The organism is Sphingopyxis italica, assembly GCF_011926545.1.
Taxonomy (GTDB): domain Bacteria; phylum Pseudomonadota; class Alphaproteobacteria; order Sphingomonadales; family Sphingomonadaceae; genus Sphingopyxis; species Sphingopyxis italica.
The window spans coordinates 23,948-40,630 of record NZ_JAATIT010000001.1; the positions used below are offsets into that span (position 1 = coordinate 23,948).

Genomic DNA, 16,683 nt, shown 5'->3' on the forward strand with positions numbered 1-16,683 from the left:
CTCTTCTCAATCTTCACGCATATCGAAGGCGAGCGTGGGGACGTCCTGGCGCTTGTGGAGCGCGGTGCCGCGGCCCGACAGCGACGGGTTGTTCATAAAATAATGGTGTAAATTGAAAGGCTTGTCTCCAGGTTCCACACGCTCGGAGGTGCCGTCGGGCTGCAGGATCCAGCTTTGTTCATTGTCGATGAGGTTCGCGACGAGCACCTGATCCAATATCTGATCGTGGACGGTCGGATTGTCGATCGGGATCATATATTCGACGCGGCGGTCGAAGTTGCGTGGCATCCAGTCCGCGCTTGAGATATAGAGCTTCGCCGCGCGGTGCGGCAATAGCGCGCCGTTGGCGAAAGCCCAGACGCGGCTATGTTCGAGGAAGCGGCCGACGACCGATTTGACGCGGATCGTTTCGGAAAGCCCGGCCACGCCGGGGCGCAGGCAGCAGATGCCGCGCACGATCAGCTCGATCGGCACCCCCGCCGCGCTGGCTTCGTACAGCTTGTCGATGATGTCGGGATCGACGAGGCTGTTCATCTTGGCCCAGACGCCCGACGGCCGCCCCGACCTCGCCGCCGCGGTTTCGGCGTCGATCAGATCGCAAAGATGCGCGCGCATGTTGAGCGGCGACATGGTGACGAGGTCGAGCCGTTCGGGTTCGACATAGCCGGTGATATAGTTGAAGAGCTGCGCCGCATCGCGCCCCGCACGCGGATCGGCGGTGAAGAAGCTGAGATCGGTATAGATGCGCGCGGTGACCGGGTGATAATTGCCCGTGCCGAAGTGGCAATAGGTGCGATAGCCCTGCCCTTCGCGGCGCACGACCATCGAAATCTTGGCGTGCGTCTTCCACTCGATGAAGCCGTAGACGACCTGCACGCCCGCGCGTTCGAGCTGGTTCGCCCAGAGGAGATTCTGCTCCTCGTCGAAACGCGCCTTGAGTTCGACGACCGCGGTCACCGACTTGCCCGCTTCGGCCGCCTCGATCAGCGCGCGGATTACGGGCGACTGGTCGCCGGCGCGATAGAGCGTCTGCTTGATCGCGACGACTTCGGGATCGGCCGCGGCCTGGCGGAGGAAGGAGAGAACGACGTCGAAGCTCTCATAGGGGTGATGGACGAGGATGTCCTTCGAGCGGATCGCCGCGAAACAATCGCCGCCATGTTCGCGGATTCGTTCGGGGAAGCGCGGCGAGTAAGCGGGGAATTTGAGGTCGGGGCGGTCGACGTCGACGAGCGCCGACAGCGCCGCGAGGCCGATGAAACCGCCGATCTTGGCAACGATCGCCTCATGCCCCTGAATATCGGAGCCCAGCACCTCGGCGATTTCGGCCGGCATATCGGCTTCGAGTTCCATCAGGATCACGCGGCCGCGGCGGCGACGGCGGATCGCGGTGCGGAACAGGCGGACGAGATCCTCGGCCTCTTCCTCAAGCTCGATGTCGCTGTCGCGGATGATGCGGAACACGCCGAGCGAGCGAATCGTGAAACCAGGGAACAGCAGGTCGCCGAACAGTTCGATCAGATATTCGATCGGCACGAAGGCGCGCGGCTCGCCGGGAACCGGCACGAAGCGCGCCAGCGAGGCCGGGATCATCACCAGTTCGCGCACCGTGTCCCCGCTCGCCTTGCGCTGAAGGTCGAAGATAACGCCAAGGCCGCGGTTGGGGATGAAGGGAAAGGGGTGCGCCGGATCGAGCACCTGCGGGGTCAGGATCGGAAAAATCTGATCGATGAAATATTGGCGCAGCGCCCTGCGAAGCGCCTCCTTGTCCGACCCCGCGCCGTGAACGACGATGCCCTGTTCGGCGAGCTGACGGTGGAGCAGCTGCCATTCGCTCTGCTGCTGGTCGACGAGGCGGTGCACCTCGGCCTCGATCTCGGCAAGCTGCTGTCCCGGCGAGCGGCCGTCGGCCGAGGGATCGTCGATCCCCTGCAACTGCTGGCCCTTCAGACCCGCGACGCGGACCATGAAGAATTCGTCGAGGTTGCTGCCCGAAATCGACAGGAAGCGGAGGCGTTCGAGCAGCGGATGCGCGGGATTGCGCGCTTCCTCCATCACCCGCCGGTTGAAGGCGAGCCACGAGAGTTCGCGGTTGAAGAAGCGTTCGGGACCGAAGGAAGGGGCCGTCGTATCGGCGTCATTATCTGCGCGTAAGGAGCCGCCGGCTATCGACATTGTGCTTCATCCTGCCTTTCGAGCAAATCGGGATCGATCAGCCCCTGTGACAGTAATGTTTCACGCGTAAGACGAATGGTGATGCCGCCCTTTTTTTCGAGCGAGGCGGCGTCGAGCGCCGCGACGACGCGATGGATCATCGCATAGCTGCGTTCCATCCGCGGTACGATATAGGCGGCAACGCCCGGTGCCAATGCCACGCCGCGCTGCGCGAACAGTGCCTCGATCAGGTCGCGGGCAAGGCAGTCGTCGGGCTCGCCGATCGCGAGCACGGGGACGGCGGCGAGGCGCGAACGGAGGTCGGGAAGCGCGACATTCCAGTCGGACGGCGGGGCATCGGCGATGATCAGCAGCGGCGTGCCGCTCGCCTGCGCAGCATTCCAGGCGTGGAAAATCTCTTCTTCGGAAACGCTGTCGTGCCCGTCGATGACGCGGCCGCCGGTTTCGCGCGCGAAAAGGCGGCCCATCAGGCTGCGCCCCGAGCCGCGTGGCCCGGTGAGCACCGCCGTGCGAACGGGCCACGTCGCGACGTGGCGCAAATAGCGCACGGCGTCGGCGTTGCTGGTGCCGACGATCAGCGGGCCGTCGTTCGAGCCGCCCGCACTCCAGTCGAGCGGTAGCGCGATCTGTCCCATCAGCGGCTGATCCTGAGCTGACCGCCGCCTTCCTGCACGTTGAACCCGCGCGCCGCGAGCGCCGCGCTCAGCGCCGCGATGTCACCGCGGAAGGTCACGCGCATCACCGACATGCCGCCGAGCGCGAGGCTGGTGGTCGAAGCCGACTGGACGCCCGCGGCGCCGGCGACGGCGCGTTCGGTCGCGGTGACCGAATCGACGTCGGGCGAGCTGTATTGAATGGTGAAGCTTTGCACGCCTGCGGCGAGGGTGACCGGCACGCTGCCGTCGATCTCGCTGGGCAGTATCTCTTCTTCGGTCGCAACCTCTTCGGGCAAATCTTCCCTTTCGACCGGTTTTTCGAGGACGAGATAGGTATCGGTCTTGAGGACGCCGGCGGTGAGCGCGTCGGTATAGATGCGGTCCATCCGCGCGACCGCCTTTTCCATCATGTCGGGCAGCGCCGCAGGGCTCGGCCCCGTCATGGTGAAGCTGGAAATCAGCTTGCTGTCGGGGCCGAAGCGCGCGGTGAAAATGCCTTTGATCGGCCCGCCGGGATAGGAATATTCGACGCGCGCCATCGGCACGAGCACGTCGGCGGCGCCATATTGATCGAGGATCACGCGCCACCAGACGCGGCCGCGGCGGCCGGTCTGTCCCGCGTTGATCAGCAGCGTGTCGGCGCCGGTGCCCGCGGTGCGGACATAGTCGATCGCGCTCTGCCCCGTATTATATTCGGCCCAGGCGCGCTGCCAGGCGCTGCGCTGTTCGAACACCTGCCGGATGCCGTCGATCGAATAGACCGGAATCACGAGCAAGGGCGGCGAACGGAGCGTGCGGCCGCTGACCCCCAATATCTGCCCCGCACGAACGCGGTCGAACTGGATACCGAGCCTGGCGACATAGCGGCGCGGGCCGATCTGTTCTTCCTCGATGACGATCGAGGTGACGATGCCGTCGAGCACCGAATCGGTGAGCGCGGGGCCGTCGGTGCCGTTCAGCCTGCGATAGAGCTGCGCCCAGCCCTTGCGCTGCGCCTCGCGCCAGCCCTTTGAGCGCGCGTCGTCGGCATTGTCGCCGGTGACGTCGACGAGGATACCGCTGGCGAGGAAATCGCCGCTGCTGTTGATCGGAGTGATGCCGCGGTCGCCGCGGGTGATCTGTCCGTCGACGATGCCGGCGAGCAGGATGGCGAAGAAAAGGCCGAAGAGCGCGGCCCAGCGCCAATCGCGCGGGCGAAAGGCATCGAGGGTCAGACGGGGCGCGAAGCGGGGGAAAGCAGCCGAAATCATATCTTCTCTATGCTTTGCCCAAAAGCGCGGGCCCCGACAAGGAAATCATGGCATTTGTCGGCCGGAAGCGTTAGTCGCGCGGGCCATGGATTCCAAGCACAACCAACCCGGCTCCTACACTTATGCGCAGGCCGGCGTATCGATCGAGACCGGCAACGCGCTGGTCCGTGCCATTGCCCCGCTCGCCCGTGCGACGCGCCGCCCCGGCGCCGACGCCGATCTGGGCGGGTTCGGCGGCTTTTTCGACCTGAAGGCGGCGGGGTTCAACGATCCCCTGCTCGTCGCGGCGAATGACGGCGTCGGCACCAAGCTCAAACTCGCGATCGAATCGGGCAAGCATGACGGGGTCGGCATCGATCTTGTCGCGATGTGCGCGAACGATCTGATCGTGCAGGGTGCCGAGCCTTTGTTCTTCCTCGATTATTATGCGACGGGCAAGCTCGACAACGACGTCGCGACCGAAGTCGTCGCGAGCATCGCCGAGGGATGCAAGCAAGCCGGCTGCGCATTGATCGGCGGCGAGACCGCCGAGATGCCGGGCATGTATTCGGACGGCGATTACGATCTTGCCGGATTCTGCGTCGGTGCGGTCGAGCGCGATCAGGTGCTGACCGCCGACAAACTCGCGGCGGGCGACGTGATTCTCGGCCTCGCCTCGTCGGGGGTGCATTCGAACGGCTTTTCGCTCGTGCGCCGGCTCGCGGCCGACAAAGGGTGGAAGCTCGATCGCCCCGCCCTGTTCGACCAGACTATCCTGCTGATCGACGCGCTGATGGCGCCGACGCGTATCTATGTGAAGAGCCTGCTGCCGCTGGTGAAGACCGGCCAGATCCATGCGCTGGCGCATATCACCGGCGGCGGGCTGCTCGAGAATATTCCGCGCATCCTGCCGAAGACCTTGCACGCGCATGTCGATGCCGACGCGTGGGAGCAGCCGCGGCTGATGGCGTATCTGCAGGCGCAGGGGAATATCGAGCCCGAGGAAATGGCGCGCACGTTCAATTGCGGGATCGGCATGGCGGTGGTGGTTGCCGAGGGCGATGTCGCCGAGGTTACGGCGGCGCTCGAAGCCGCGGGCGAGACGGTGTTCCGCATCGGCCATATCGCCGAGGGCGAAAAGGGCTGCACCGTGACCGGCAGCGCCGAAACGTGGAGCGCGATGGGCGCATGGAGCGCGACGCATGCGGGGTGAGCTAAAAATAGGGACAGTCCCTATTTATTGGGCATGTGCCGTTTTCGAGAATCGCCGACGGACGACAATAAATAGGGACTGTCCCTATTTTTCGGCGGCGTCTCTGTGAAAGCCAAGGTCGCCGTCCTGGTTTCGGGTGCCGGCACCAATATGGCGGCGCTGCTTTATGCGGCGAAGGCCGAAACCTGCCCCTATGAACTGGTGCTCGTCGCGAGCAACGACCCCGACGCGGCGGGGCTGAAGATCGCCGAGGCCGAGGGCATCGCGACGTGGGCGCGCACGCACAAGGGCATTAACCGCGACGCGTTCGACATGCTGGTCGATGAGCAGTTGCGCGCGGCGGGCGCCGAGTTCATCGCGCTCGCCGGCTATATGCGTATTCTTTCGGATGATTTCGTCGGCCGCTGGACGGGCAAGATGATCAATATCCACCCGAGCCTGCTGCCGCTCTACAAAGGGCTGAACACGCACAGCCAAGCCATCGAGGCGGGCGACCGCTTCGGCGGGTGCAGCGTGCACATCGTGACGCCGGGCGTCGATGAAGGGCCGGTTCTCGCCCAGACGCCGGTCGCGATCATCCCCGGCGATACGGTCGAGAGCCTCGCGCGGCGGGTGCAGTTCGCCGAGCATCAGCTTTATCCCGCCACGCTCGCGGCGTTCGTGATGCGCGAGCGGTCGCCCGAGTTCTTGCGCGGCCGGGTGCGCGAACTCGCGATGGCATTGCCCGAGGCCGATGAGGTGGTGTCGCACGGCATGCCCTGCTTCGGGATCGCGAAGGGAAAGAAATTCGCCTATTTCACCGAGGATCATCATGGCCCAAATAGTAAAGAGGGGGGCAAGGTCGCAATCCTCGTCAAGATCAGCGGCGCCGACGAGCAGGCGGCGCTGATCGAGCTCGACGAAGATCGCTATTACCGGCCGGCCTATTTCGGCGACGGCTGGATCGGCATCCGCCTCGATCTGGGCGACACCGACTGGGACGCGGTCGGCGAATGGCTGCGCAAGAGCTGGCTCGCGGTCGCGCCGAAGAAGCTCGCGGGGCTGATGGGCGTGGCGGACGAGTTTTGACAAAAAAAGGCCGCCGGATCGCTCCGGCGGCCTCTTCTTTTCGGTTTTGCCTATTGGCTTAGCCGACGATTTCTTCGGGCTTGAAGAAATAGGCGATTTCGATCGCGGCATTCTCGTCGCTGTCCGAACCGTGGACGCTGTTCGCTTCGATGCTTTCGGCGAGTTCCTTGCGGATCGTGCCGGGAGCTGCGTCCTTGGGGTTGGTCGCGCCCATGATGTCGCGGTTCGCCTGCATCGCGTTTTCGCCTTCCAGGACCTGGACGACGACGGGGCCGCTGATCATGAAATCGACGAGTTCGCCGAAGAAGGGGCGTTCCTTGTGAACCGCGTAGAAGCCTTCGGCCTGCTCGCGGGTCATGTGGATGCGCTTCGACGCGACGACGCGAAGGCCGGCGTCCTCGAGCATCTTGGTGACCGCGCCGGTCAGGTTGCGACGCGTGGCGTCGGGCTTGATGATCGAGAAGGTGCGGGTAACCGCCATGGGAAAGCTCCTGTGTGCTATGTTATATGATGCGCGCGCCTCTAGCCGCGCTTTCGCCGTATCGCAAGGATAGAGCGCGCGGGCGCTACGGCCCTTCGGACCAGCGGCCGCTTTCGTCCTGTTTCCAGAAGCGGTTGTCGACATCCTCGCGCGCGGCGAGCGCGCGCCACAAGGCGCGGGCGTCGTCGATGCGGCTGTTGTCGAAAAGCAGGAAGGTGCGCTCGAACCCCAGCGCCTCGTCGCGCCATTCGCCGTCGGCGAGGGCGAGGAGGCTGGCGCGGTTCGGCGGCGAGGGGTCGAGCGTGCCCGAAATCAGGATCGGCTCGATCGCCTCGTCGGGCGAGCCCGCGTGGCCGTGCGGCAGGAAGCTCGCGCGGTTCAGCGTCCACAGCGCCTCGTCGATCGCCTGCCGCCGCATCGCCGAGGCGGCGACCACCAGCAGGCGGTCGCCGTTCGCAAGGATGCGCGTCGCGAGCGCGGGGAGCACCCGTTCGACCGGGTCGCGGGTCAGCCGGTAGAAGTCGATGCGCGGCATCGTTTAATCGACCTTCGTCATTGCGAGCGGAGCGAAGCAATCCAGAGCGGGTTCATGCCGCCCCTGGATCGCCGCGTCGCTTCGCTCCTCGCAATGACGAGCATTGGAAAACATCATCCCTCGTGATTGGCGGCGATATAGCGGTCGAGCAGGCGGACGCCGTAGCCCGTCGCGCCCTTGGCATAGACCGGGCCGTCCTTGTCGCCCCACGCCATGCCCGCGATGTCGAGATGCGCCCAGGCGACGCCGTCCTCGACATAGCGCTTGAGGAACTGTGCCGCAGTGATCGAACCGCCTTCGCGCGGGCCGATATTCTTCATGTCGGCGATCGGGCTGTCGATCAGCTTGTCGTAGGCGGGCGAGAGCGGGAAGCGCCAGAGCTTGTTATCGCTCGCGTCGCCCGCGGCGAGCAGGTCGGCGGCGAGCTTGTCGTCGTTGGCGAAGATGCCCGCATATTCGTGGCCGAGCGAGATCACCATCGCGCCGGTCAGCGTCGCGAGATCGACGATCACCTTGGGATCATAGGCCTTTTGCGCCCAGCTGATCGCGTCGCAAAGGACAAGGCGGCCCTCGGCGTCGGTGTTGAGCACCTCGACCGTCTGGCCCGACATGGTGGTGACGATGTCGCCCGGGCGCATCGCATTGCCGTCGGGCATATTCTCGACGAGGCCGACGACGCCGACGACATTCGCCTTCGCCTTGCGGCCGGCGATCGCCTTGATCGCGCCCGCGACGGCGCCCGCGCCGCCCATGTCCCACTTCATCATGTCCATGCCCGCGCCGGGCTTGAGGCTGATGCCGCCGGTGTCGAAGGTGACGCCCTTGCCGATGAAGACGACGGGCGCGTCGCCCGGATTGCCGCCGTTCCAGCGCATCGCGAGCAGCCGCGGCGGGCGCGTCGAGCCCTGCGCGACGCCGAGCAGCGCGCCCATGCCGAGCGCCTTCATCTGGCGTTCGTCGAGTATTTCCAATTCGACGCCGAGGTCGGCGAGGTGCTGGCAGCGTTCGACGAAACTTTCGGGATAGAGGATGTTCGGCGGCTCGGCGACGAGCGTCTGAGTGAGGGCCACGCCCTCGGCGATCGCTTCGTTCGCCGCCCAGCGATCCGAAAGGTCGCCGTGCGGCGAGGCGATCGTCACCGTCTTGAGGCTCGGCTTCGCCTTGTCGGCGAGGCGCGTGCGATAGGTGTCGAGGCGCCAGTTGCGCAGCCGCGCGCCCATCGCGAAGGCGAGGACATCGTCGGGGTCGCTCTGCCCCGTGCTCGCGAAATCGACATGGACCTCGGCAACGCCGCTCGTCTGGAGCTTCGCCGTCAGCGCCGCGCCGCCGCGTTCGAGATCCTGCTCGCCACCCTCGCCGATGCCGACGAGCAGCAGGCGTTTCGCCTGCGCGCCGTCGATCGCCGCGGTCTCCGCGATCGTGCCCGCCGCGCCGTCGAAGCGCGCTTGCGCCGCGGCCGCACCGAGCAGTGCGCCGAGCGCCCCGGCTTCGCCCTTGCGGACCGGAAATGCGACGACGTCGGCAGACGCATCGATTTGCGCGACAAACTGAATGTCCATGCCTTAACTTTCTTATGCGATGATTGATTGGAACGTGGCGGACCGATAGGGGTTTCGCCTGCGAGTTGCAAAAACAAAGCGGCCGGTCCAAGCCGGGACGCATCAATTCAAGGTTCGGGACAAAGGGATTAAATGAGCTGGGCTTTGTTCCAACAAACGGCGCGTGCGCGGCCGTTCTGGCTCGCGACTGCGAGCGGCGTCGCGCTGGCCACCTGTCCGGTGATGGCCCAGACCAGCGAAGAATCGACCCCGACCGAAGAGGCGGCGGGAACGCCCGACCTCCAGACCCCCGACGTCGTCCCGACGACATCCGACGCGCCCGATACCGCGAGCGAGCAGCAAATCGGTTTTGCCGCGGACAACCTCAATTACGACGGCGACAGCGAGGTCGTCGTCGCCGAGGGCAATGTCCAGATGAACCGCGAAGCGATCGAGATGCGCGCGGACAAGGTGACGTGGAACCGGCAGACGGGGCAAGTGTTCGCCGAGGGTAATGTCATGATCAAGAACCCCGAAGGCGACATCGCCTATGGGGACAAGATCGAACTGACTGATACTCTGCGCGACGGCGTCGTCGAAAATCTGCTCGTCGTGCTCGACAACGGATCGCGCCTCGCCGCGGTCAAGGGCACGCGCTTCGACAACGGCAATATCGAGCTGGAGAATGCCGCCTATACCCCCTGCCCGGTCGAGGACGACGAAGGCTGCCCGAAGAATCCGAGCTGGCAGGTCCGCGCCGTTCGCGTGCTTTACGACAGGGCGAAAAACAAGGTTCGCTACAAGGGCGCGCGGATCGAGATTTTCGGCCTGCCGCTGATCCCGCTGCCCGGCCTCAGCCATTCGATCAACAACGAACCGAGCAGCGGCATCCTGGTCCCCGAAATCCGGCTCGACCGCAGCAACGGCTTCGAGATCGCGGTCCCCTATTATCTGCGCATCGCCCCCGATCGCGATATGACGATCACGCCGCACGTCTACACCGACGCGGCGCCGATGCTGGAAGGCGAGTTCCGCGCGCTGACCGATATCGGGTCGTTCCGGATCAACGGCTATGCGACCTATGGCTCGCTCGTCCCGTTGGTCGGCGAGGCCCCCGATACACAGAAACGGTTTCGCGGCTATCTGGAGAGCGCGGGCAAGTTCCAGTTCGACCCGCGCTGGAGCCTTACCTATTCGGGGCGCGTCGCGACCGACCGCACTTTCATGCGCCGCTATGACATCAGCCGCGACGACCGGCTGCGCTCGACCTTCGAGCTCGAACGGATCGGCAGCAATTCCTATCTCTCGATCGCCGGCTGGGCGACGCAGACGCTGCGCGTCAACGATATTCAGGGCCAGCAGCCGATCGCGCTGCCGATCATCGATTACCGCCAGCGGCTCGACGATCCGATCTTCGGCGGCCAGTTCGAACTGCAACTGAACACGCTCGCGATCGGCCGCACCGCGGGGCAGGATACGCAGCGCGCCTTTGCCGGCGCGCAATGGAATTTGCGCGGGCTGACCGGGCTGGGGCAAGAAGTCACCCTGACCGCGCTGGTGCGCGGCGACGTCTATCACAGCGACGAGAATCTGCTGACCGCGATCCCCGGCTATCGCGGCAAGTCGGGCTGGCAGGCGCGCGCGATCGCCGCGGTGGCCGCCGATATGCGCTGGCCGTTCATCGGCGAATTCGCCGGCGGCACGCAGACGCTGACCCCGCGCGTCCAGGTGGTGGCGACCCCGCCGATCAAGAATCTCGACATTCCGAACGAGGATTCGCGCGCCTTCGACCTCGAGGACAGCAACCTCTTCGCGATCAACCGCTTTAACGGTCACGACCGGTTCGAGGATGGCGCGCGCATCACCTATGGCCTCGAATGGAATTACAGCCGGCCGGGGTTCAACATCAACAGCATCGTCGGGCAAAGCTATCGCCTGACCGACAAGCCCAGCCTGTTCCCCGACGGCACCGGCCTGACCGACCGCTCGTCGGACATCGTCGGGCGAACGACGATCGCCTACAGGGATTTCCTGCGCCTCACCCACCGCTACCGGCTCGACAAGGATAATCTCGCGGTCCGCCGCAACGAATTCGACGCGACGATCGGCAGCCGATCGACCTATGCCGTGGTCGGCTATTCGCGGCTGAACCGCGACATCTTGCTGCTCGGCGAAGATTTGCAGGACCGCGAGGAAGTGCGGGCGGGCGGGCGCGTCGCGTTCGCGAAACATTGGTCGCTGTTCGGCTCGGCGATCGTCGATCTGACGCAGCAGCGCGACGATCCGCTGAGCGGTGCCGACGGGTTCGAGCCGATTCGACACCGGCTCGGCCTCGCCTATGACGACGATTGCCTGTCGATCGCGCTGACCTGGCGCCGCGACTATGCCGACACCGGCGACGCGCGGCGGGGGAACAGCTTTTCGTTCCGGATCGCGTTCCGGAATCTGGGGTTCTGAGGGCGGGGACCGGCCGATATTTGCCCTTGCGAAATATGCGTCGGCCCCTCCTCTTCAGAGGAGGGGTAGCGAGCCTTGCGAACTTGCTCGCTAGTCGCAGCGGGGTGGTGCGCGCGGCCAGGCGTGCGCGTGCCGCCACCACCACCCCGTTCGACTAAAGGCCCGGCTGCGCTGGACCAAGTCTCACTACCCCTCCTCTGAAGAGGAGGGGTTAGCGTTCGCCCGCTCCACCCCAAAGCCTCGCATTCGCTCACCCTAGGTTCAGCGTCCGCGACGTATCTACGGGCATCAAATGGCTCCGATGGCGGATTGCGCTGGACCATCGGGCGTGTCCGCTGATACGGAGCGTCCGGACTTTCTCGAATAGGGTAAAGATGACCAAATTTTCGACCATGACCGGCCTGATCGCCTTGGCCGCCGTCGGCGCCGTGCCCGTGCTGGCGCAGACCGTCCCCGACAGCGAAGTGCCGACGACCAGCCTCAACATTCCCGGCAATGTACAGCTTTACGGCGATGCGACACCGAACGTCTATCGCCCGTCGGCGACGGTGAACGGCGAAATCATCACGTCGACCGACATCGCACAGCGCATGGCGCTGATCCGCATCGCGAACAACAACGTCGAGCTGCCGCCCGAGGAAATCGAGCGGCTGCGCAATCAGGTGTTCAGCAACCTGATCGACGAGAAGTTGCAGATTCAGGAAGCCAAGGCGGCCGAGATCACGATCGACGAGAATGTCGTCAACGACCAGTTCGCCCGGCTCGCGACGCGCTTCAAGCAGACGCCCGAACAGTTTTCGGAGTATCTGGCGTCGAAAGGCTCGTCCGCCGCGGCGGTGAAGCAGCAGATCCGCGGCGAATTCGCGTGGGACCGCCTGTTGTCGCGCAATATCCAGTCGACGACCAACGTGTCGACCGACGAGGTCGACCTGATCGTCAAGCAGCTGGAAGCGTCCAAGGGGCAGGATGAATTCCACCTTGGCGAAATCTATCTGTCGGCGACCCCCGACAATATCGCCGCGGTCACCGAAAACGCCAGGAAGATCATCCAGGCGTTGCAGGCGGGCGGCAGCTTTGCCGCCTATGCGCGCCAGTTTTCCGAAGCGTCGACCGCGGTCGTCGGCGGCGACCTCGGCTGGGTGAAGGCCGCGCAACTGCCAGGGTCGATGGGCGAGGCGGCGACGCAGATGCAGCCCGGCCAGCTCGTCGGCCCGGTCGAGGTGCCCGGCGGCATTTCGATCATGCTGATGATCGACCGGCGCCAGGTGCTCACCGCCGACCCGCGCGACGCGGTGCTCAGCCTGAAGCAGATTTCACTCGATTTCCCGGCCGGGACGACGCAGGAAAAGGCATCCGAGCTCGCCGGCAAGTTCGCCGAAGCGACACGCGCCATCGCCGGCTGCGGCGGCGCCGACGCGGTGGCGCAGCAATTGGGGGCGAGCGTCGTGTCGCGCGACAATATCGAGATGCGCGCGCTGCCCGCGCCGCTTCAGGCGACGCTCGTCAACCTCCAGGTCGGCCAGACGACGCAGCCGTTCGGCGCCGCGAACGAAGGCGTCAGCGTCCTTGTCCTTTGCGGCCGCGACATGCCGCAGACCGCGACGGCACCGAACCTCGAACAGATCGAGCAGAAACTGCTGGAGGAAAAGGTCAACAAGCGGGCCCAGCGCTATCTGCGCGACCTGCGCCGGGATGCCGTGATCGAATATAGCTGATGTCCGAGTTGAGCATTCGGCGTCCGATCACGGTTACCATGGGTGACCCGGCCGGGGTCGGCCCCGAAGTCACGGCACGCGCATGGGCCGCGCGCCGCGAAAATAACCTGCCACCCTTTGTCGCGATCGGCGACATCGCCGCGATCGAAGCGGTATGGGACGGGCCCGTGGCGCGCGTCGGCGATATGGACGAGGTCGTGCGGACCTTTGGCGAGGCGCTGCCGGTATGGCACCTCGAGGACAGCGGCCCGCTGACCCCCGGATCGCCGACGCCGGCCGGTGCGACCTGCGCGCTCCACGCGCTGGAGACTGGCATCGGGCTGACGCGCAATCAGGCGAGTTCGGCGCTGGTCACCGGATCGGTATCGAAACATGCGTTGCACGGCATCGGCTACACCCATCCCGGGCAGACCGAATTCATCGCCGAACGCTGCGGCGTGACCGCGACCAATGCGGTGATGATGCTTGCCGGGCCGTCGCTGCGCGTCGTGCCGCTGACCGTGCATATCCCGCTCGCCGAGGTGCCCGAGCGGCTGACGAGCGAGCTCATCGTCGCCAAGACGCGGATCGTCGTGCGCGGGCTGCGCCGCAATTTCGGCATCGATACGCCGCGCATCGCGCTTGCCGGGCTCAACCCGCACGCGGGCGAGAGCGGCCAGCTCGGCAGCGAGGAGGAGCGGATCATGAAACCCGCGATCGCCCAGCTGGCCGAGGACGGGATCATCGTCGATGGTCCGCTCGCCGCCGACGCGCTGTTCGCCCCCGGCATCCGCGACCAATATGACGCGCTGCTCTGCGGCTATCACGATCAGGCGCTGGCGCCGTTCAAGGCGCTGCATTTCCACGACGGGGTCAATCTGACGCTCGGGCTGCCGATCATCCGTACCTCCCCCGACCATGGCACCGCCTTCAATATCGCGGGCACCGGCCGGGCCGACGCCGGGCCGACGATCGCGGCGATTGCGATGGCCGAGCGCATGGCGACGGCGCGCGAGCGCAACTGCGCGCCGGCGAAGTGACGGTTCAGCCGCGCACGCCGCTGCCGCCGCTGCGCGAGACGGTGCGCGCCCACGGCCTGTCGGCGAGCAAGGCGCTGGGGCAGAATTTCCTGTTCGACGAGCAATTGCTCGGCCGGATCGCGGCGCTGCCGGGCGATCTGGACGGCGCGACGGTGTTCGAGGTCGGGCCGGGGCCAGGCGGACTGACGCGCGCGCTGCTGCGCGCCGGGGCGAAGGTGATCGCGGTCGAGCGCGACGATCGCTGCCTGCCGCTGCTCGCCGAGCTGGCGGAGGCGTTTCCGGGGCAGCTGACGGTGATCGCCGACGATGCGATGGCGGTCGACGTCGACGCGCTGACCGGCGGCGCGCCCTATCATATCGTCGCCAACCTGCCCTATAATGTCGGCACCGCGCTGTTCACGCGCTGGCTCGAGCCCGCGGCGTGGCCGCCGCGCTGGCTGTCGCTGACCCTGATGTTCCAGCTCGAGGTCGCCGAACGCATCGTCGCGCCGGTGGGGACGAACGCCTATGGCCGGCTCGCGGTGCTCGCGCAGTGGCGGTCGCACGCGAAGATCGCGATGAAGGTGCATCGCTCGGCCTTCACCCCGCCGCCCAAGGTGATGTCGGCGATCGTCCATGTGACGCCGGGCGATCAGCCCGCGGGCGTCGAGCCGAAATTACTGTCGAAGCTCACCGAGAAAGGTTTCGGGCAGCGGCGCAAGATGCTGCGGCAGAGTCTGAAGGGTGTCGAGGGCGCGGTCGTTGCGGCGGAGGCGTTGGGGATCGACCCGACGCGGCGCGCGGAGACGGTCGGCGTCGGCGAATGGGTCGCGCTGGCGCGCGCGCTCGGCGCGTAGCTTCTCAGTTCTGGCCGGTGGCGGGCTTGACCGTCGCGACGACCGGCGTCGGCACCAGCGCCTCGGCGGCGACGACGCGTTTCGAGGCGCTCAATGCGATCGTCTTTTCGAGCGCGGCGACCTGCGGGCATTTGGCGCCGCAAACGCGCTCGGCCTCGGCGAGCTTTTCGCGCGCCAGTTCGAACGCGCCCTTGTCGGCGAGCGCCGCGCCCTGCCCGGTCAGCGCGACAATGTCCTTGGGCTCGAGGATCAGCGCCTCGCGATAGAGGCCGATCGCCTTGCCAGGCAGCCCCTGTGCGCGCGCGACCTGCGCCAGTGCGATGATCGCCGACCGGTTGCGAGGATCGGCGGCGAGCGCCGATTCATAGAAATCGATCGCAAGGTCGAGGTCGCCGGCTTCCTGCGCCTGATGTCCTTCCTGCTGGAGCGCGATCGAGCGGGGGAAGATGTCGTTGTCGGCGCGCTGGGCATCGGAGGCGGTCGGCAGGCTGGCCAGAACAAGACCGGCGCCAACGGCCAGAAAACTGATGCGCATCGCATTCTCCCATCGCTTCATCGGAGGGGATGCTAACATGGCGATGTCAACCGTGCGAGAAAAAATCCGTCGGAATGGTCGTGCGCCGGGGTCAGCAGGAAACCCGCGCCCGCGGCGCGTCCGATACCATCGGGGAGATAGCCGGCGTCGGCCGTCCAGCCCGGATGCCGGTTGAGAAAATCGTCCACCTGTGCCCGCCCCTCGCGCGTGATGATCGAGCAGACAGCATAGAGAAGTTTGCCGCCGGGCGCCACCAGATCGGCGGCTATGTCCAACAGCTTGGCCTGATCGGCGCGATGGCGTTCAAGGCGCGCGGGGGTGAGCCGCCAGCGCAGTTCAGGACTGCGGCGCCAGGTGCCGCTGCCCGAACAAGGCGCATCGACGAAGACGCGCGCCGCCCTGCCCCGCCAGTCGGCGAGCATGTCGGTTTCCTGCCCGGGATTGAGCAGCCGCGTTTCGATGCGCGTCGCGCCGGCGCGTTCGGCGCGCGGGGCGAGTTGCTGGAGGCGGGCGCGGTTGGTGTCGCAGGCGAGGATGTCGGCGTCGTTTCCGGTGAGCGAAGCGATGGCGAGCGTCTTGCCGCCCCCGCCCGCGCAGAGATCGACGATCGGCTGCCCAAGCGCGGCGTCCAAAGCGGCCGAGGCAAATTGGCTCGCGGCGTCCTGCACCTCGAAGCGGCCTTCGGCGTAAGCCGGATGCTGGATGGCCGGTGTTTCGGGCGGCAGCCGCCAGCCATCGGGCGCGCCGGGAATCGCCTCGCCCTCGGGAAACAGCGTAGCGAAATCGGCGCCTTCCGCCTTGATCCGGTTGGCGCGGAGATCGAGCGGCGCGCGCGTCAGCATCGCGCCATATTCGCCATCGCCTACCAGCGGATCGAAAAGGTCGATCAGCGCCTGCGCGGCGAGGCCGGTTTCGGCGCGCGGTTCGTCGGCGGCGATCGGTGCGGGGCCGTAGGGCGAGCCATCGAAAAGCGCCGCGAGTTCGGGCTGCGGGTCGGCGAGCGCGAGCATCGCCGCGCGGCCCGAGACAGGCGCCGAGCGCACCGCACGGATCGCGTCATAGACGTGGGAGCGGATCGCGCGGCGGTCCTTCGACCCCGCGTAGCGGCGCGCGCGCATCGCCTCGGCGAAGATCGCGTCGGCCGGCGCCCCGCCCTCGCGCGCGGCGGCGGCGATGGCGTCGAGGATTTCGATCGCGGTCTGGATGCGGGCGGCGGGGGTCACCGG

The 16,683-nt window shown here is 66.3% G+C and carries 14 protein-coding genes; 6 read left to right on the forward strand and 8 right to left on the reverse strand.

The genetic code is table 11. The features are described 5' to 3' along the window. Positions 1-6: 6 nt before the first annotated feature. The 3 genes from GGR90_RS00130 to GGR90_RS00140 are packed head-to-tail and all read right to left on the reverse strand — an operon-like array spanning position 7 to position 4,081. On the reverse strand, positions 7-2,175 hold the full coding sequence (locus tag GGR90_RS00130; protein ID WP_167918301.1) for an RNA degradosome polyphosphate kinase: 2,169 nt from the start codon (positions 2,173-2,175) through the stop codon (positions 7-9). Then, on the reverse strand, positions 2,166-2,810 hold the full coding sequence (locus GGR90_RS00135; protein WP_167918303.1) for an HdaA/DnaA family protein: 645 nt from the start codon (positions 2,808-2,810) through the stop codon (positions 2,166-2,168). Before GGR90_RS00135 ends, GGR90_RS00130 begins: the two co-directional genes overlap by 10 nt. Continuing rightward, positions 2,810-4,081 (reverse strand): heavy-metal-associated domain-containing protein, encoded by a 1,272-nt coding sequence (locus tag GGR90_RS00140; RefSeq protein ID WP_167918305.1) that lies wholly within the window; start codon positions 4,079-4,081, stop codon positions 2,810-2,812. The genes GGR90_RS00135 and GGR90_RS00140 overlap by 1 nt, the downstream gene beginning before the upstream one ends. A gap of 85 nt (positions 4,082-4,166) precedes the next feature. Between GGR90_RS00140 and purM the strand changes: the two genes are divergently transcribed. Both purM and purN read left to right on the forward strand, forming a co-directional pair. Then, the gene (purM, locus tag GGR90_RS00145; protein ID WP_167918307.1) at positions 4,167-5,273 is read left to right on the forward strand and encodes a phosphoribosylformylglycinamidine cyclo-ligase; all 1,107 of its coding nucleotides are present in this window, start codon (positions 4,167-4,169) and stop codon (positions 5,271-5,273) included. Positions 5,274-5,378: 105 nt separating this feature from the next. Beyond that, on the forward strand, positions 5,379-6,341 hold the full coding sequence (gene purN, locus GGR90_RS00150; protein ID WP_167918309.1) for a phosphoribosylglycinamide formyltransferase: 963 nt from the start codon (positions 5,379-5,381) through the stop codon (positions 6,339-6,341). A 58-nt stretch (positions 6,342-6,399) separates the two neighbouring features. Here purN and ndk read toward each other — a convergent pair whose 3' ends face one another. From ndk to GGR90_RS00165, 3 genes are all read right to left on the reverse strand, one after another. After that, complete coding sequence (gene ndk / locus GGR90_RS00155) at positions 6,400-6,822, reverse strand: nucleoside-diphosphate kinase (protein ID WP_167918311.1); 423 nt, start codon at positions 6,820-6,822, stop codon at positions 6,400-6,402. An 85-nt stretch (positions 6,823-6,907) separates the two neighbouring features. Further along, entirely contained in the window at positions 6,908-7,357 is a 450-nt protein-coding gene (locus tag GGR90_RS00160) for a DNA polymerase III subunit chi (protein ID WP_167918313.1), read from the reverse strand. 113 nt (positions 7,358-7,470) lie between these two features. After that, entirely contained in the window at positions 7,471-8,916 is a 1,446-nt protein-coding gene (locus GGR90_RS00165) for a leucyl aminopeptidase (protein ID WP_167918315.1), read from the reverse strand. A 222-nt stretch (positions 8,917-9,138) separates the two neighbouring features. Here GGR90_RS00165 and GGR90_RS00170 point away from each other — a divergent pair, with 222 nt between their 5' ends. The 4 genes from GGR90_RS00170 to rsmA all read left to right on the forward strand — a co-directional run bounded on the left by GGR90_RS00170 (position 9,139) and on the right by rsmA (position 14,922). Next, a complete protein-coding gene (locus GGR90_RS00170) occupies positions 9,139-11,352 on the forward strand; it encodes an LPS-assembly protein LptD (RefSeq protein WP_167920725.1) in 2,214 nt (737 codons plus the stop codon). Positions 11,353-11,726: 374 nt separating this feature from the next. Continuing rightward, positions 11,727-13,067: a peptidylprolyl isomerase gene (locus GGR90_RS00175; protein WP_167918317.1), complete on the forward strand. Its 1,341-nt coding sequence runs from the start codon at positions 11,727-11,729 to the stop codon at positions 13,065-13,067. Next, on the forward strand, positions 13,067-14,086 hold the full coding sequence (gene pdxA, locus GGR90_RS00180; RefSeq protein WP_167918319.1) for a 4-hydroxythreonine-4-phosphate dehydrogenase PdxA: 1,020 nt from the start codon (positions 13,067-13,069) through the stop codon (positions 14,084-14,086). The genes GGR90_RS00175 and pdxA overlap by 1 nt, the downstream gene beginning before the upstream one ends. Then, positions 14,083-14,922 carry a 16S rRNA (adenine(1518)-N(6)/adenine(1519)-N(6))-dimethyltransferase RsmA gene (gene rsmA, locus GGR90_RS00185; RefSeq protein ID WP_342449859.1) on the forward strand — a complete coding sequence of 280 codons (840 nt, stop codon included), beginning with the start codon at positions 14,083-14,085 and terminating at the stop codon, positions 14,920-14,922. The genes pdxA and rsmA overlap by 4 nt, the downstream gene beginning before the upstream one ends. Before the next feature lie 4 nt (positions 14,923-14,926). Here the strand turns inward: rsmA and GGR90_RS00190 are convergent, their stop codons facing one another. Continuing rightward, positions 14,927-15,457 (reverse strand): tetratricopeptide repeat protein, encoded by a 531-nt coding sequence (locus GGR90_RS00190; protein WP_167918321.1) that lies wholly within the window; start codon positions 15,455-15,457, stop codon positions 14,927-14,929. Between the two features lie 32 nt (positions 15,458-15,489). Next, positions 15,490-16,680 carry an RsmB/NOP family class I SAM-dependent RNA methyltransferase gene (locus GGR90_RS00195; protein WP_167918323.1) on the reverse strand — a complete coding sequence of 397 codons (1,191 nt, stop codon included), beginning with the start codon at positions 16,678-16,680 and terminating at the stop codon, positions 15,490-15,492. Between the last annotated feature and the right edge of the window lie 3 nt (positions 16,681-16,683).

Coding starts and splice junctions, on each gene's coding strand:
- GGR90_RS00130 (WP_167918301.1), bottom strand. CDS start 2,175: ATGTCGATAGCCGGCGGCTCCTTACGCGCAGATAATGACGCCGATACG.
- GGR90_RS00135 (WP_167918303.1), bottom strand. CDS start 2,810: ATGGGACAGATCGCGCTACCGCTCGACTGGAGTGCGGGCGGCTCGAAC.
- GGR90_RS00140 (WP_167918305.1), bottom strand. CDS start 4,081: ATGATTTCGGCTGCTTTCCCCCGCTTCGCGCCCCGTCTGACCCTCGAT.
- purM (WP_167918307.1), top strand. CDS start 4,167: ATGGATTCCAAGCACAACCAACCCGGCTCCTACACTTATGCGCAGGCC.
- ndk (WP_167918311.1), bottom strand. CDS start 6,822: ATGGCGGTTACCCGCACCTTCTCGATCATCAAGCCCGACGCCACGCGT.
- GGR90_RS00160 (WP_167918313.1), bottom strand. CDS start 7,357: ATGCCGCGCATCGACTTCTACCGGCTGACCCGCGACCCGGTCGAACGG.
- GGR90_RS00165 (WP_167918315.1), bottom strand. CDS start 8,916: ATGGACATTCAGTTTGTCGCGCAAATCGATGCGTCTGCCGACGTCGTC.
- GGR90_RS00170 (WP_167920725.1), top strand. CDS start 9,139: ATGGCCCAGACCAGCGAAGAATCGACCCCGACCGAAGAGGCGGCGGGA.
- GGR90_RS00175 (WP_167918317.1), top strand. CDS start 11,727: ATGACCAAATTTTCGACCATGACCGGCCTGATCGCCTTGGCCGCCGTC.
- pdxA (WP_167918319.1), top strand. CDS start 13,067: ATGTCCGAGTTGAGCATTCGGCGTCCGATCACGGTTACCATGGGTGAC.
- GGR90_RS00190 (WP_167918321.1), bottom strand. CDS start 15,457: ATGCGCATCAGTTTTCTGGCCGTTGGCGCCGGTCTTGTTCTGGCCAGC.